General features: G+C 65.1%; 15 protein-coding genes. 8 read left to right on the top strand and 7 right to left on the bottom strand.

The annotated features are described in order from the left end of the window. Positions 1-31 precede the first annotated feature (31 nt). The 7 genes from JQ573_RS19745 (at position 32) to JQ573_RS19715 (ending at position 9,287) form a co-directional block, all read left to right on the top strand. On the top strand, positions 32-862 hold the full coding sequence (locus JQ573_RS19745; protein ID WP_312011543.1) for an LssY C-terminal domain-containing protein: 831 nt from the start codon (positions 32-34) through the stop codon (positions 860-862). Between the two features lie 132 nt (positions 863-994). Continuing rightward, entirely contained in the window at positions 995-2,179 is a 1,185-nt protein-coding gene (locus JQ573_RS19740) for an alanine--glyoxylate aminotransferase family protein (protein WP_176534284.1), read from the top strand. A 258-nt stretch (positions 2,180-2,437) separates the two neighbouring features. Further along, positions 2,438-2,773, top strand: coding sequence for a GIY-YIG nuclease family protein (locus JQ573_RS19735; protein ID WP_212316537.1), 336 nt, complete (start codon positions 2,438-2,440; stop codon positions 2,771-2,773). Positions 2,774-3,051: 278 nt separating this feature from the next. Continuing rightward, positions 3,052-4,104, top strand: a complete 1,053-nt coding sequence (locus JQ573_RS19730) for an ABC transporter ATP-binding protein (RefSeq protein WP_312011594.1) — start codon at positions 3,052-3,054, stop codon at positions 4,102-4,104. Positions 4,105-4,127: 23 nt separating this feature from the next. Further along, positions 4,128-5,192 (top strand): ABC transporter substrate-binding protein, encoded by a 1,065-nt coding sequence (locus JQ573_RS19725; protein ID WP_212316533.1) that lies wholly within the window; start codon positions 4,128-4,130, stop codon positions 5,190-5,192. A gap of 167 nt (positions 5,193-5,359) precedes the next feature. Then, positions 5,360-7,078, top strand: a complete 1,719-nt coding sequence (locus tag JQ573_RS19720) for an iron ABC transporter permease (protein ID WP_212316531.1) — start codon at positions 5,360-5,362, stop codon at positions 7,076-7,078. 100 nt (positions 7,079-7,178) lie between these two features. Beyond that, complete coding sequence (locus JQ573_RS19715) at positions 7,179-9,287, top strand: S9 family peptidase (RefSeq protein WP_212316530.1); 2,109 nt, start codon at positions 7,179-7,181, stop codon at positions 9,285-9,287. 304 nt (positions 9,288-9,591) lie between these two features. On the opposite strand, the gene JQ573_RS19710 is transcribed toward JQ573_RS19715, so the two are convergent. From JQ573_RS19710 to JQ573_RS19700, 3 genes are all read right to left on the bottom strand, one after another. Beyond that, positions 9,592-10,311: a ribonuclease activity regulator RraA gene (locus JQ573_RS19710; RefSeq protein WP_212316528.1), complete on the bottom strand. Its 720-nt coding sequence runs from the start codon at positions 10,309-10,311 to the stop codon at positions 9,592-9,594. 116 nt (positions 10,312-10,427) lie between these two features. Beyond that, on the bottom strand, positions 10,428-12,167 hold the full coding sequence (gene araD, locus JQ573_RS19705) for an L-arabinonate dehydratase (RefSeq protein ID WP_212316526.1): 1,740 nt from the start codon (positions 12,165-12,167) through the stop codon (positions 10,428-10,430). Positions 12,168-12,403: 236 nt separating this feature from the next. Next, entirely contained in the window at positions 12,404-13,036 is a 633-nt protein-coding gene (locus tag JQ573_RS19700) for a response regulator transcription factor (protein ID WP_092121810.1), read from the bottom strand. 153 nt (positions 13,037-13,189) lie between these two features. On the opposite strand from JQ573_RS19700, the gene JQ573_RS19695 reads away from it, so the two are divergent. After that, positions 13,190-13,498 carry a hypothetical protein gene (locus JQ573_RS19695; RefSeq protein WP_212316525.1) on the top strand — a complete coding sequence of 103 codons (309 nt, stop codon included), beginning with the start codon at positions 13,190-13,192 and terminating at the stop codon, positions 13,496-13,498. Between the two features lie 157 nt (positions 13,499-13,655). On the opposite strand, the gene JQ573_RS19690 is transcribed toward JQ573_RS19695, so the two are convergent. From JQ573_RS19690 to JQ573_RS19675, 4 genes are read right to left on the bottom strand one after another with little or no spacing between them, the layout of a single operon-like run. Next, positions 13,656-13,973, bottom strand: coding sequence for a hypothetical protein (locus JQ573_RS19690; RefSeq protein ID WP_050404430.1), 318 nt, complete (start codon positions 13,971-13,973; stop codon positions 13,656-13,658). Positions 13,974-13,976: 3 nt separating this feature from the next. Next, complete coding sequence (locus tag JQ573_RS19685; protein ID WP_212316524.1) at positions 13,977-14,834, bottom strand: protein-glutamate O-methyltransferase CheR; 858 nt, start codon at positions 14,832-14,834, stop codon at positions 13,977-13,979. A gap of 39 nt (positions 14,835-14,873) precedes the next feature. After that, positions 14,874-15,263 carry a PleD family two-component system response regulator gene (locus tag JQ573_RS19680; RefSeq protein ID WP_212316523.1) on the bottom strand — a complete coding sequence of 130 codons (390 nt, stop codon included), beginning with the start codon at positions 15,261-15,263 and terminating at the stop codon, positions 14,874-14,876. 43 nt (positions 15,264-15,306) lie between these two features. Further along, positions 15,307-15,780 carry a chemotaxis protein CheW gene (locus JQ573_RS19675; protein ID WP_173639571.1) on the bottom strand — a complete coding sequence of 158 codons (474 nt, stop codon included), beginning with the start codon at positions 15,778-15,780 and terminating at the stop codon, positions 15,307-15,309. Positions 15,781-15,948: the final 168 nt, after the last annotated feature.

The following is a 15,948-nucleotide window of genomic DNA, read 5'->3' as shown; positions in this document are numbered from 1 at the left end:
GCGCCACGCACTGATCCGGAAAGCGTGTGCCGTGACTGACGTCGAAATCAACCCGCCTGCGGCGCGCCGTCGCAAACGCGTGCGCTATCTACAGCTGCTGCTGTTCGTCCTGGTCACCTATCTGATCGCGGCCTATCTGGTGCTGCCGGCGCTGTGGACGCATTACGAGCACCAGAAGGGCCTCGCCAATCTGCCGATGGTGACCCGCACCGCGCAGGGCATTCCCGGCGACCCCATGAATGTCGGGCTGATCGGCGACACCAAGGACGTGGTCTGCGCGATGCACGAGGCCGGCTGGTTCCCGGCCGATCCGGTCACGCTGAAATCCTCGATCGAAATCGTAGGCAGCGTGCTGCTCGACCGTCCCTACAAGGATGCGCCGGTGAGCAACCTGTTCTATCTCGGCCGCCGCGAGGACCTCGCCTTCGAACGGCCGGTCGGCGCAAGCGCGGATCGCCGCAATCATGTCCGTTTCTGGCGGGTGCTCGATCAGGGTCAGGAGAAGCGCCCGGTGTGGCTTGGCGCTGCGACGCTCGACCGCAGTGTCGGCATCAGTAGCTACACCGGCGCAGTGACGCATCACATCGCGGCCGACCTCGACGCCGAACGCGCGCTGCTCGCGACCGACCTCGAATCCGCCGGCATGGTCACCGCGAAATACCAGGTCACCGGTATCGGCCCGACCTTCGACGGGCATAATGGCGGCGGCGACCTCTATTACACCGACGGTGAAATCTGGGTGATGCGGCTGGTCGAAGCCTGCCGCAAGAACGACGGCACCGTCGAGCAAATTCCAAGCCCCGCGGCGACCCAGTTCAAGGACCAGATCTGGCGCGCTGTGGTCGAGACCATCGATAAATAAGGCTGTGTCCCGCGCTTTTGGAAACGCTGGATTGCTTCGTCCGGCTCGCAATCGCGGCCGTGATGGCATATTCTCCACCCTTGACCCCTCAGACGCATGATTTGCGTAGCATTACCCAAAAGGAACAGGACGATGACCGTTCGCGCGGGCCGGGAATTTCTGGCCATCCCCGGGCCCACCACGATGCCTGATCAGGTGCTGCAGGCGATGCATCGCCCGGCGCTCGATATCTACTCCGCCGAGATGTTCGAACTAACCGAAAGCCTACTGCGCGATCTCTCGAAGCTGTTCGCCACCATGGGCAAATCCTACATCTACATCGCCAACGGCCACGGCGCCTGGGAGGCGACGCTGTCCAACGTGCTGTCGCGCGGCGACAAGGTGCTGGTGCTGGAGAGCGGGCGCTTTGCGATCGGCTGGGGCCAGGCCGCGGCCGCGATGGGCGCCGATGTCGAGGTGCTGAAGGGCGACTGGCGCCGCGCGATCCGCCCGGCGGAGGTCGAGGAGCGGCTGCGCCGCGACAAGGAACACAAGATCAAGGCGATCCTCGCCGTGCAGGTCGACACCGCGTCGGGCGCCTATAACGACATCGAGGCGATCGGCAAGGCGATCAAGGCCGCGGGCCATCCCGCATTGTTCATGGTCGACACCGTGGCCTCGCTCGGCTGCATGCCGTTCGAGATGGACAAATGGTATGTCGACGTCGCGATGTCCGGCTCGCAGAAGGGCCTGATGACGCCGCCCGGCCTCGGCTTCGTCGCCGCCAATGACCGCGCCTGGGATGCACACAAGAAGGCCGACCTGCGCACGCCGTATTGGGACTGGACCGAGCGCGAAGGCTCCGAGCACTACCGCAAATATGCCGGCACCGCGCCGGTGCATCTGCTGTTCGCGCTGCGCGAGGCGATCAACATGCTGCACGCCGAGGGCCTGGAGAATGCCTTCGAGCGGCACCGCCTGCTCGGCGAAGCCGTGCGCCGCGCCGTCGCCGTCTGGGGCGAGGGCCAGGTGCTCGGCTTCAACATCGCGGAGCCCGCCGAGCGCTCCAACACGGTGACGACCGTGACCGTGAAGGGCGCCGATCCCGCTGCGATCCAGCGCTATGCCAAGGAGAAATGCGGCGTCGTGCTCGGCACCGGCATCGGCGACCTGCAGGGCCAGGCCTTCCGCATCGCGCATATGGGCCACGTCAACGCGCCAATGATCCTCGGCACGCTCGGCGTCGTCGAGGTCGCGCTGACCGCGCTGAACATCCCGCACGGCAAGGCCGGCGCCGACGCCGCCATCCAGTGGCTCGGCGAGAACGTGAAGGCGTAGGAGCAGAAGGCCGCGGCTTGAGACCCGTCATCCTGAGGCGCTCGCGCAGCGAGCCTCGAAGGATGCACGGCCCTGCTGCGGCCGAAGGCTCTCGCCGCGGAAATAGCCGGGCCGTCGATCCTTCGAGGCTCACTTCGCTCGCACCTCAGGATGACGGAACGCGCGGTTCTCAGGCTGACGAAGCATCTGCGAGTATTCGCGCATTGACCGCGGCACAATTTGCCCCATCCTTGGTCCGCCGCTTCACGGACCATCGCCATGGGCATCTACGTCTACGTGCTTCGCTGCGCCGACAACTCGTTCTACGTCGGCAGCGCCACAGGTGACGATCTCGCGCCGCGCATCGAACAACACAATGCGGGTGCTTTTCCGGGATACACCTATAGGCGGCGGCCGGTCGTTCTCGTCTGGTCGGAATATTTCGATCGCATCACCGATGGCATCGCGGCAGAACGGCAGATCAAGGGCTGGGGCCGGGCGAAGAAGGAAGCGCTCGTCAAATCCGATTGGGAGACCGTCAGCCGCTTCGCGCGCCGTCGCGGCGGCGCGCCACGAGCTAAATCCGGAGCCGCCGATCCCTCCCCGTCATCCTGAGGTGCGAGCTCTTGCGAGCCTCGAAGGATCGACGGCCTCGCTGTGGCCACAAGGACTCTAGACGCGGAAATAGCCGGGCCGTCGATCCTTCGAGGCCCGCTCCGCTCGCGCCTCAGGATGACGGGACAGCGGCCATGCGATAACAGAAGGAAGGAGGTGCCACGACTTATTGAGAAGGCCCGCGCACTTTTCGTCGTCATCGTTTTCCGCTTTACTGCCGGCAACAGCCGGGCACGGATCCCTGCGACAGAACAAAATGGAGGGATCGCTTGGCATCGGTGGAACTGCGTGGCCTGGTCAAGCGGTTTGGATCGTTTGTCGCGGTTGATGACGTCTCGCTCACGATCGATCACGGCCAGCTGGTCTGTCTGCTCGGGCCGTCCGGCTGCGGCAAGACCACGACGCTGCGGCTGATCGCCGGGTTCCTCGAACCGTCCGGCGGCGAGATCCGCGTCGGCGACCGCGTGGTGTCATCGAAAGCGCGCACGCTGCCGCCCGAGCAGCGCAACATGTCGATGATCTTCCAGAGCTACGCGCTGTGGCCGCATATGACGGTGGCCGAGAACATCGTCTATGGCCTGCGCTTGCGCAAAATGGATCGCGACACCATCGCAAAAAAACTCGCCGCGATCCTGGCGACGACCAAGCTGGAGCCGCTGGCGCAGCGCTATCCGGGCGAGCTCTCCGGCGGCCAGCAGCAGCGCGTCGCGCTGGCACGCGCGCTGATCGTCGGCCCCGAGACGCTGCTGCTCGACGAGCCGCTGTCCAACCTCGACGCCAATCTGCGCGAGGAGATGCGGTTCGAAATCCGTCGCCTGCACGACGAATATCGCTACACCACCGTCTACGTCACCCACGATCAATCCGAGGCGATGACCACGGCCGACCTGATCGCGGTGATGAATGCCGGCAAGATCGACCAGCTTGGCAGCCCTGAGGACATCTATGCCCGGCCGGAATCCGAATTCGTCGCGCGCTTCATCGGCGCGGCCAACGTGATCAAAGGCACCGCGCGCGATGCGACCCATGTCGAGTTCGCCGGCGCTGTTCTCGCGGTGGTCGGCGCCAGGCTCACGGCCGGCCAGAGCGCGCCGGTCGCGATCCGCCAGCATGAAATTCAGCTCTCGACGCAAGCCCCCGCAGGCGCGCAGAACACGCTGAAGGCCATCGTGACGCGGCAGGTCTATCTCGGCATGAACCGCGACTACATGGTGGAAACCCCTGACGGCACCTCGCTGCGCGTGACCACGCCGACCGAGACCGCGGTCGAGAAGGGCAGCGAGGTCTGGCTGACACTGCCGCCCGAACGCTGCCGCGCCCTCAACCGATAACAAACAGAAAGCCGAGGGACGCGATGCGGAAACAAATCTCCAGACGCCACGTCCTGAAAGGCTCTGCGGCGCTCGCGCTCGGCAAGATATTCGCGTCGCCGGCGCGCGCCGCGGCTCCCGAGCCGGCCGCGATCACGCCCGACCTCGTCGCGGCCGCGACCAAAGAAGGCAAGCTCGTGTTCTATTCGTCGATGGACCTGCCGGTCGGCGAAAAGCTCGGCAAGGCGTTCGAGGCCGCCTATCCCGGCATCGCCGTGCAGATCGAGCGCTCCGGCTCGGAGCGGCTGTTCCAGCGCGTGGCGCAGGAATTCGATTCCAACATCCACGCCGCCGACGTCGTCAACAGCGCCGATGCCTCGCACTTTATCCCATGGAAGAAGAGCGGCTGGCTGATGCCGTTCGTGCCCGAGGACGTCGCCAGGCATTTTCCCGATGGATATCGCGATCCGGACGGCATGGCCGTGACCACGCGGCTGTGGCTGTCGTCGATCGCTTACAACACCAATCTGGTGAAGGCGGAGGATGCGCCGAAAAGCTTTGCCGACCTGCTCGATCCAAAGTGGATCGGCAAGATGGTGAAGGGCCATCCGGCCTATAGCGGCACCATCATGACCACCACGTTCCAGATCGTGCGCGAGCTCGGCTGGCCGTACCTGGAGAAGCTTTCGAAGCAGCGCGTGATGCAGGTGCAATCCTCGACCGATCCGCCGAAGAAGCTCTCGCTCGGCGAGCGCGCTGTCATGGCCGACGGCAATGAATACGGCATCGTGCTCCTGAAGGAAGCCGGACAGCCGGTCGAGCCGGTCTACCCGACCGAGGGCACGCCGACGATCTCGGGTCCGACCGGCATCTTCGCCGGCGCGCCGCATCCGAACGCGGCAAAGCTGTTCCAGGCCTGGCTGCACACCCGCGCGACCCAGCAATCCTTCGTCGACTTCACCGGCCAGTACTCGGTGCACGCGCAGGTGCAGCCGAAGGCCGGCCGGCGCAAGCTCGCCGACATCAAGCTGATGAAGGAGGACCCGGCGGGAGTCGAGGCGATGACCGAAGAGATCAAGACGCGCTATGCGCGGCTGTTTCGGGTTTGAGCGATGCCGAGCCGCAAACGTTTTCGTCATTCCGGGGCGCCGCAAAGCGGCGAGCCCGGAATCCATCAGGCCGCATGTGCTGGCGGTGCAATGGATTCCGGGCTCGCGCTGCGCGCGCCCTCAGGTGCGCAATTGCGCACCGCGAATGACGAGGGGAGATATCTCGCATGACTCTCACAACAACCTCCTCTGCCGCAAAACCCCGCATCGACTGGACACGCCCCGTGCTGTGGCTGTTCGCCGCGGTGCTCATCCTGTTGATCCTGCTGCCGCTGTCGTGGCTCGCGGTCTACGCCTTCACCGACAAGAATCGCCATCCGACGCTGCAGAACTTCGTCACGCTGTTCAGCAATCCCGATTTCCTCGATCCGCTGCTGACGACCGCGATCATCGCGACAACGTCGGCGCTGATCTGCTGCATCGTCGCGGCGCCGCTCAGCTGGCTGGTGTCGCGCACCGACATGCCGGGCCGGCAGACCATCCGCGCGCTGGTGACGGCCTCGTTCGTGACGCCGCCGCTCCTCGGCGCGGTCGCCTGGGAGTTGCTGGCGGCGCCGAATTCGGGGCTGCTCAACCAGCTCTACCGGCTGTTCGCCGGCGAGGATGCGGACGCGCTGTTCAACATCTATTCGATGACCGGGATCATCTTCGTAATCTCCTGCTACACGTTCCCGTTCGTGTTCGTGATGGTGGCCAATGCGCTCGACACCATGCCGGGCGAGCTGGAGGACGCCTCCGCGATCCTCGGCGGCAATGCCTGGACCACGGCGCGGCGAGTGACCATCCCGCTCGCGCTGCCCGCTTTGGTCGCAGGCGCGCTGATTGCCTTCCTGCAGGCGATGACGCTGTTCGGCTCACCGGCGATCCTGGCGCTGCCGGCCGGCTTCCACACCATGACGACCAAGATCTGGAGCCTGTTCCAGTATCCGCCAAAACTCGAGCTGGCCGCGGCCGCCGCGGTGCCGCTGCTGGTGCTGACCATCCTGCTGCTGCAGGGGCAGAAGGCGCTGCTCGGCCGCCGTGGCTATTCGGTGATCGGCGGCAAATATGGCGCGCCGCGCCGGGTCGAGTTGCGCGGCTGGCGCTGGGCCGCGCTCGGCTTTTGCCTTTTGGTGCTGCTGAATCCCGTGTTCCTGCCGTACCTCGCGCTGCTCAACGCCGCGTTCTCGCCCAACGCCACTACGCTGGTGACGCCGTCGACGCTGACCTTGCACAACATCGTCTTCGTGTTCACCGAGCTGTCGTCGACCCAGCTCGCGCTGAAGAACACCGTGATCCTGGGCACCGCGACCGCGACGATCGGCACCGTCCTCGCGCTGGTCATCGCCTATGTCACGACGCGGAAGGTGATCGCGGGCCACCGCGTGCTCGGCTTCCTCGCCACGGCGCCGGTCGCCGTTCCCGGCATCGTGCTCGGCGTCGGCCTGTTCCTGAGCTACACGCGGCCGCCCTTCGTGCTCTACGGCACGCTGTGGATCCTGCTGCTGGCGTTCCTCACCATCAATTTGCCGTCGGCCTATCAGCAATTGCAAGCGGCATTCACGACCATTCATCCCGAGCTCGAGGAAGCCAGCCGCATCCTCGGCGCGACGCGGTTGCAGGCGCTGCGCCAGATCACCGCGCCGCTGCTGCGCACCGGCGTGATCGCGACCTGGTGCTTCATCTTCATCGGCGTGATGCGGGAACTGTCGGCGGCGATCGTGCTGTTCACCTCGCAGACCAAGGTGCTGTCGGTCTTGATCTACGATCTCAACGAAGGCGGCGATCTCGCCGCGATCGCGGTGCTCGGCATCGCGATGCTGGTGATCACATTCGCTGTGGTGCTGGCGGTGAACCAGATCCCGATGTCCGGCGGCAACGCGGGCGCGAAGCTGCGGAACGGGTAGCAGCCTCCCGGCATCCTCGCGATGGGACGCGCAACGTGCCCATCTGGCAATCGCCACATTCATCCCGATATAAGGCGGAACCCCGCACCATGAGGATCGTGTGACCAAATCCGCCACCACAACACCGCCCCCTGTCGCGCCGCGCCGGCCGCATTCCTTCACCACCCACGGCATCACGGTGACGGACGACTATGCCTGGATCAAGGATCCGAAATGGCAGGAGGTGCTGCGCGATCCCTCGATCCTCGATCCTGACATCCGGAGCTATCTCGAAGCCGAGAACGGCTACACCGAGAGCCTGCTCGGCCACACCGATGCGTTGCAGAAGCGGCTGGTCAAGGAGATGCGCGGGCGGATCAAGGAGGATGATTCCAGCGTGCCGTCGCCGGACGGCCCGTTCGCCTATTTCCGCAAGTTCCGCGAAGGCGGCCAGCATGAATTGTACTGCCGCATGCCGCGCGACGGCGGTGACGCGCATGTCGTGCTCGACGGCGACGCGCTGGCGAAGGACCACGAATATTTCAAGTTCGGCGGCAGCCGGCATTCCAACGACCACCGCCTGCACGCCTGGAGCGCCGACACCAAGGGCTCCGAATATTTCTCGATCCGCGTGCGCGACTGGGCAACCGGCGGCGACCTCGACGACCTCGTCGAGGAGACCGACGGCGGCGTGGTGTGGGCCGCGGATTCCAGGAGCTTCTTCTACGTCAAGCTCGACGACAATCACCGCCCGATGCAGGTGTGGCGGCACAAGCTCGGCACCAAGCAGGCCGACGACCTCCTGATCTATGAGGAACAGGATTCCGGCTGGTTCACCCATCTGCACGAGAGCGCGAGCGGCCGCTTCTGCGTGATCGCGGGCGGCGATCACGAGACTTCGGAGCAGCGGCTGATCGATCTTTCCAATCCCGACGCGCCGCCGCGGCTGGTCGCGGCGCGCGAGGAAGGCGTGCAATATTCGATCGCCGACCGCGGCGACGAGCTCTTCATCCTGACCAATGCCGACGACGCGATCGACTTCAAGGTCGTCACCGCGCCGCTCGCCTCGCCCGGGCGCGCCAATTGGCGCGACCTGATCCCGTATCGCGATGGCGTCTATGTGCTGGATGTCGAGCTCTATGCCGGCCACATGGTGCGGCTGGAGCGCGCCAACGCGCTGCCGGCGATCATCATCCGCGACCTCAAGAGTGGCGACGAACACGCGATCGCGTTCGACGAGGCGGCCTATTCGCTCGACACCATGGGCGGCTACGAGTTCGAGACCACCAATCTGCGGTTCGCCTATTCGTCGATGACGACGCCGTCGGAGGTCTATGACTACGACATGGCGACGCGGACGCGGGTATTGCGCAAGCGGCAGGAGATTCCGTCCGGTCACAACCCGGCCGATTACGTCACCACGCGGATCATGGCGACCTCGCATGACGGCGCGCAGGTGCCGGTGTCGATCCTGCACCGCAAGGATTTCGTTCGTGACGGCAAGGCGCCGCTCTTGCTCTACGGCTACGGCTCCTACGGCATGGCGATGCCGGCGTCGTTTGCCGCCAACCGGCTGTCGCTGGTCGATCGCGGCTTCGTCTACGCGATCGCGCATATCCGCGGCGGCGCCGACAAGGGCTGGGGCTGGTATCTCGACGGTAAGCGCGAGAAGAAGACCAACACGTTCGACGATTTCGCCGCCGCCGGCCGCGCGCTGTGTGATGCGAAATACACGGGTGAAAAACGCATCGTCGGGCATGGCGGCTCGGCCGGCGGCATGCTGATGGGCGCGGTCGCCAACCGCGCCGGCGAGCTGTTTGCCGGCATCGTCGCCGAGGTGCCGTTCGTCGACGTGCTCAACACCATGCTCGACGACACCCTGCCGCTGACGCCGCCGGAATGGCCGGAATGGGGCAATCCGATCGAGAGCGAGAAGGATTTCCGCACCATCCTGTCCTATTCGCCGTACGACAATGTCGCGGCGAAGGACTATCCGGCGATCCTCGCGATGGGCGGGCTCACCGATCCTCGCGTGACTTACTGGGAGCCGGCGAAATGGATCGCACGGCTACGCGCCACCATGCGCGGCGGCGGCCCGGTGCTGCTGCGCACCAACATGGGCGCCGGCCACGGCGGCGCCTCCGGCCGCTTCAACCGCCTCGACGAGGTCGCAATCGTCTACGCGTTCGCGCTGTGGGCGGTCGGGATGGCGGACAAGGCGGAGGTGTAGCGAGTTCCCGCAGCCCGGATGAAGCGCAGCGAAATCCGGGGCGGTCACGCCGCATGCAAGAGTCCCGGATTGCGCTTCGCTCCATCCGGGCTACGGACGCCCCCGAGGCGACTGGAACCGGTTAGCTTGCCCGGTCCCATCCCCATCGTCGTCCTGGCGAAAGCCAGGACCCATACCGCGTGATCTATCGATGAAGCGCGGTGGTCGTACCACGGCGATGGATCACTGCCGGTCTTCGCCAAACTCCTCCCTGTGGTTATGGGTCCTGGCTTTCGCCAGGACGACAGCGGAGGGCGTGGAGCCGCTACCGCCCCTTCGCCTTCCGCCAGGCCGCGAAATCCTTCAGCGTCTGCTCGTCGGTCGCGGGATAGAGGCCGAAGATGCCGCGGCCGTTCTGGACCTGCTCGGTGACGAAATCCTCGAACGCGGTCATCTCGAAAGTCTCGTTCGCGATCTCGTCGGCGAGATGCGCCGGGATCACGATGACGCCGTCGCTGTCGCCAAGGATCACGTCGCCGGGGAACACCGGCGCGTCGCCGCAGCCGATCGGGACATTGATCTCGATCGCCTGATGCAGCGTCAGATTGGTCGGCGCACTCGGGCGATGATGAAAAGCCGGGAAGTCCAGCCGCGCGATCTCGGCCGAATCCCTGAAGCCGCCGTCGGTGACGACGCCGGCGCAGCCGCGCTTCATCAGCCGCGTCACCAGGATCGCGCCGGCCGACGCCGCGCGCGCATCCTTGCGGCTGTCCATCACCAGCACGCTGCCCGGCGGGCAATCCTCGATCGCCTTGCGCTGCGGATGCGCGCGGTCGCGGAACACGTCGATCGTGTTGAGATCCTCGCGCGCCGGCATGTAGCGCAGCGTGAAGGCCTCGCCGACCATGATCGGCTGATCCGGGCTCAGGGGATGAACATCCTGGATCATCTGGATGCGCAATCCGCGCTTGAACAGCGCGGTCGCAACGGTGGCGGTGGAAACGGATTTCAGCTTGTTGCGGGTGGTGTCGCTGAGTTTTGACATCGGTGCTCCCTTCGTCATTCCGGGGCGCGCAGAGCGCGAGCCCGGAATCCATCAGGCCGCATGCGCTTCGGAGAAATGGGTTCCGGGTTCACGCTGCGCGTGCCCCGGAACGACGGTCAGTAGATCGACGGCTCGCCCACCGGTCTACCAAAACCGGTTTCCAGGAAATCGAAGTCGCAGCCTTCATTGGCCTGCTTGATGTGTTTTGAGAACATCCAGCCATAGCCGCGCTCGAAGCGCTGCTCGGGCTGCTTCCATTCGGCGCGGCGTTTGGCCAGCTCCGCCTCCGGCACATCGAGATTGATGGTGCGCGCGGCGACGTCGAGCGTGATGCGGTCGCCGTTCCGCACCAGCGCCAGCGGGCCTCCGATGAAGGACTCCGGCGAGACGTGCAGGATGCAGGCGCCGTAGCTGGTGCCGCTCATCCGCGCATCCGACAGCCGCACCATGTCGCGCACGCCCTGCTTCACGAGCTTGGTCGGGATCGGCAGCATGCCCCACTCCGGCATCCCCGGGCCGCCCTGCGGGCCGGCGTTGCGCAGGATCAGCACGTGATCGGCCGTGACGTCGAGATCGGGGTCGTCGACTGCCTTCTTCATCGAGGGATAGTCGTCGAACACCAGCGCAGGTCCAGTGTGCTTGAGGAAGCGCGGATCGCAGGCGGACGGCTTGATGACGCAGCCGTCGGGCGCGAGATTGCCCTTCAACACCGCCAGCGCGCCCTCCTTGTAGATCGGGTTGTCGACGGTGCGGATGACATCATCATTATGAACCTCCGCGCCTTCGATGTTCTCGCCGAGCGTCTTGCCCGACACCGTCATGCAGTCGAGATGCAGATGCGGCTTGATGCGGTTCATCAGGCCGGGCAACCCGCCGGCATAGAAGAAATCCTCCATCAGATAGAGGTCGCCGCTCGGCCGCACATTGGCGATGACAGGCACCTTGCGGCTCGCGACTTCAAAATCGTCGAGCGAGATGTCCTGGCCGGCGCGGCGCGCCTGCGCAATCAGGTGAATGATGGCGTTGGTCGAACAGCCCATCGCCATCGCGACGGTGATCGCATTCTCGAACGCTTTTCGCGTCTGGATCTTCTGCGGCGTCAGATCCTCCCACACCATCTCGACGATGCGGCGGCCGGCTTCCGAGCTCATCCGGATATGGTTGGCGTCGGCCGCGGGGATCGACGATGCGCCGGGCAGCGTCATGCCGATGGCTTCTGCGATCGCGGTCATGGTCGAGGCCGTGCCCATGGTCATGCAGGTGCCATAGCTGCGGGCGATGCCGGCCTCCATGTCGACCCAGTCCTTGTCGGAGATCTTGCCGGCGCGGCGCTCGTCCCAGTATTTCCAGGCATCCGAGCCGGAGCCGAGCGTCTTGCCCTTCCAGTTGCCGCGCAGCATCGGCCCGGCCGGCAGATAGATCGCCGGCAGGTTCATGCTGGTGGCCCCTAGCAGCAGGCCGGGCGTGGTCTTGTCGCAGCCGCCCATCAGCACCACGCCGTCGACCGGATGGCCGCGCAGCAGCTCCTCGGCGTCCATCGCGAGCATGTTGCGGTAGAGCATGGTAGTCGGCTTCAGCAGCGATTCCGACAGCGACAGCGCCGGCAGCTCGAGCGGAAAGCCGCCGGCCATCAGCACGCCGCGCTTGACGTCATCGACCCGGCTCTTGAAGTGCATGTGGCAGGGCTGCGCGTCCGACCAGGTGTTGATGATCGCGATCACCGGCCGGTCGCGCCATTCCTCCGGCGCGTAGCCCATCTGCATCGCGCGCGAGCGATGGCCGAAGGCGCGCAAATCGTCGGGCGCAAACCAGCGCGCGCTGCGCAATTGATCCGGGGTCTTGTTCTTGTTGGTCATCTTGGATGCGCCATATGCTTCGATATTGCGTGTTACGATATCGCGTGTCTCGAGATTGCTCGCACACGCGCGGGTCTCGGCACGCATGCCCTGCGCCACGCATATACAGGATTTCCGGACGTCTCGTCCCGCGCGCGGCGCAGACGTGCCGTTCGCCGCCCGTGTGCCGGGCGTGCGCCGCACAAACCTGCGATGTACGAAATCGGAGCGTAGACCGGCCTTGGCCCGACCTTGGCTTACTTTTGCTGCGCCGTCATCACGATGCGGACGAGGTCGGCGGCGTTGCGCGCGCCGAGCTTCTTCATGATGTTGGCGCGGTGATCCTCGATCGTGCGCGGGCTGATCCCGAGGTGACGCCCGGCCTCCTTGTTGGAGGCGCCCGCGGTGAACTGCTCGAGCACCTCGCGTTCGCGGCGGGTCAGCGGCTCGCGGCCGGGAAAGTGCAGCGCGGCGATGCGCGATGCCGAGGTCTCGGCCTGGCGCCTGGTATAGGCGTCAATCGCCTCATTGAGGCGGCTGACGATCTCGTTGCCGCGGAACGGCTTCTCGATGAAATCGAGCGCGCCGTTCTTGATGGCGCTGACCGCCATCGTGATGTCGCCCTGGCCGGAGATCATGAAGATCGGCGCCGGATAGTCCTCGCCGTGCAGCTCCTTCAGGATATCGAGGCCGGATTTGCCGGGGATATGCACGTCGAGCAGGATGCAGGCCGGCGTCCGGCTGCGCGCCACCGCGAGCAGCGCAGCGCCGTCTGCAAAGCAAATCACCTTGTAGCCGGCGGTCGACAGGACCACGGACAGCGTCTCGCGAACGGCGGGGTCGTCGTCGACTACAAAGATTTCCCCGCGAGGAGCGCCATTCTCAACCATATGTCTCGTCCATCAGTGGTGAAGCGTGCTGCCCAGACTGCACAAGAAGTAACTCGACCATCTCGATCAATGGACCCGTATTTGTACGGGACGTCCGCTTAACGCACAAGTAGCACCGCGGTCCCTAAAAGTGGGGGCAGTGGAGAAACATGCATGGAAAATGCAGCGGCGGACGGCGTTGCGGTGTGCCTGGACGAGGGCAGCGATCCCTACAGCCTGATCGTGACGGACCTGGTCGCACTGATCGGCCATGTCCAGGCGAGCCTGCGGCTGATCGAGGCGGCGATTGCGCGCGAGGCATTTCTGGCCGAGCGGGATGCTGCCGCCGACATCTTCGTGCTTGACGACGTCACCCCGCGCTATGCCGTGGCGTCCACGGCCTTGAAGGCCTGCGACACCGACCTCGGCACGGCGCTCGATCGGCTGCGCGATCCAGAGGCACCGGCGCGTTTCCTGAACTGACCAGCCGGACCGGCCAGCGCCAAGTTCGGCGCCATCATGCGGATTGTGCCGACGACGCCCCAACCCTCGAGGCGGCGATCCGTTCCACATTCGGATTGGCGGCAGGCATCGACCATCCAGCCGGGTCAGGCCTTCTTGAGGTCAGGCCCTCGTTACGTCAGGCTCTGGCCCGCTCTTCGTCAGAGCCCGACCGCCGCTTGCTCGGCTTGCCCTTGAGGAAGCTGATATCCATTTCGGTACCGTTGACGCGGACCAGCTCGCAGCGGCGATAGGCGAGCCCGGTCGACGACAGCAGGAGGAAGAACTCCTTCAGGTTGAGCCCCTGAATGGAACCCTCGACGGTCAACGCCGCGTCATTGTCGGAGATGGCATTGAGCTGGCAGTCGCGCCGCCAGGTGCCGTCGATGGCCATGATGCAGACATCGACGCCCCGGCTGAACGTGACACGCTCAATGGATTTGCCGTCCTCCGTCATCGCTCAATATCCGACCGCCATGGCAGTCCGCGGCATCGCAAGCGCAGGCCGCACCCCGCTCGGCCGGTACAGGCCACGCCGCTCGGGAATCGGCTTGAACGTATCGGTCAGGCCGACCACGGTTTCGGCGGCGCCGAGCACCAGGAAGCCGTCGGCCTCCATCAACCGGGCGAGCCGGTTGAAGATGTTGATCTTGGTGTCCTGATCGAAATAGATCAGCACGTTGCGGCAGAAGATCACATCGAACGTGCCGAGCTGGGAGAAATCGTGCAGCAGATTGAGCTGACGGTGCTGCACCATCGCGCGCAACTCGGGATTGATCTGCCAGAGTTCTCCCGACTGCTTGAAATACTTCACCAGCATCTGGATAGGCAGCCCGCGCTGCACCTCGAACTGGCTGTAGATGCCGGCTTTCGACTTCTCCAGCACCTCCTGCGACAGGTCGGTCGCCGTGATCTCGACCCGCCATCCCGCCAGCGCTGCGCCCATCTCCTTGAGGCACATCGCCAGCGAATAGGGCTCCTGGCCGGTCGAGCCGGCGGCGCACCAGATCCGGACGCTGCGGCGCGCGGCGCGCGCCTTCAGGACCTCGGGCATGATGGTGTCGCGGAAATGATCGAACGGCACCTTGTCGCGGAAGAAGAACGTCTCGTTGGTGGTCATCGCCTCGACCACCTGGACGGTGTGCGTCGATGAGCCGGCCCTGATCTTGGCGATCAGGTCGGGAATGCCGGACAGACCGCATTTGCGGGCCAGCGGCAGCAGGCGGCTCTCGATCAGATATTGCTTGTCCGCGGACAGATCGAGACCGGAATGGTCCTTCAGGAGCTTACGCAGATACTCGTAGTCGGGGGGCGTCACGGGAGCCTCGCAAAGGCAAAGGGTGAAACTGGGTGGGTATTAGGCTTCGGCCGACGCATCGAGCGCCAGCAAACCCACTTCCTGGAATTTCGCGATCACGATGTCCTTGTCGAACGGCTTCATGATGTACTCGTTGGCGCCGGCATGCAGCGCCCGCGAGATGTGGTCGATGCCGTTCTCGGTGGTGCAGAACACCACCTTCGGCACATCGCCGCCGGGCATGCGGCGCAGTTGCACGAGGAATTCGAAGCCGTCCATGACCGGCATGTTCCAGTCGAGCAGCACCGCGTCCGGCAGCGCCTGCTTGCAGGCTTCGAGCGCGACCGCGCCGTCCTCGGCTTCGATGACGGTGAATTCCATTCCTTCGAGGATGCGGCGTGCGATTTTTCGCACCACACCGGAATCGTCGACGACAAGACATGTCTTCATATGTTGGCCTCCTTGTAGAGTCCGCCGTCTCCGCGGCGGAGCGTTACGCTGCAGCAAGTGTCTTGGGCACCAGTTCGAGCACGCGATCGACATCGAGGACGACCATGAGCTGGCCGTCGAGGCGGTGAACGCCGCCGGCGAGCCTGGCCATGCGGGGATCGAGGTTGACCGGATTGTCCTGGCGGCTGTCATCGGGCAGCCGCAACACCTCGCCGATCTGGTCGATCAGCAGGCCATAGGATTCGCCGCGCTGGTCGACGCCGACCGCCATCGGCGGCGTGCCGTCGTCGGCCTTGGGCAGGCCGAGCCGGGCGCGCATGTCGACCACGGTGACGATGCGGCCGCGCAGGTTGAGCACGCCGGCGATCTCGCTGGAGGCCAACGGCACCCGCGTCAGCCGCTCGGGCATGAACACGTCCTGCACCCGCGAGATCGGCAGGCCGAACAGCTGCCCGCCGATCACGGCCGTGACGTATTCGGCCATTGCGCCTTCACTGGTCTCGGTCTTGCTGCTCATCACTCAACCTTTTGTTTGAGCATGATCGGATCGGAAAACCGGTTCCCACTTTTCCGGATCACGCTCGCTTCCCTTAAGCCGCCCGGCGCAGTTCGGCGGTCTGCTCTTTCAGCGCCGCGATCAGCCCGGGACGATCAAACTTGGCGACATAGTCGTGGAAGCCGGCCT

Source organism: Bradyrhizobium sp. AUGA SZCCT0105, from assembly GCF_018129565.1.
Lineage (GTDB): Bacteria > Pseudomonadota > Alphaproteobacteria > Rhizobiales > Xanthobacteraceae > Bradyrhizobium.
Note: the sequence above shows the minus strand (reverse complement) of the source record. Positions and strands in the feature narration are given on the sequence as shown.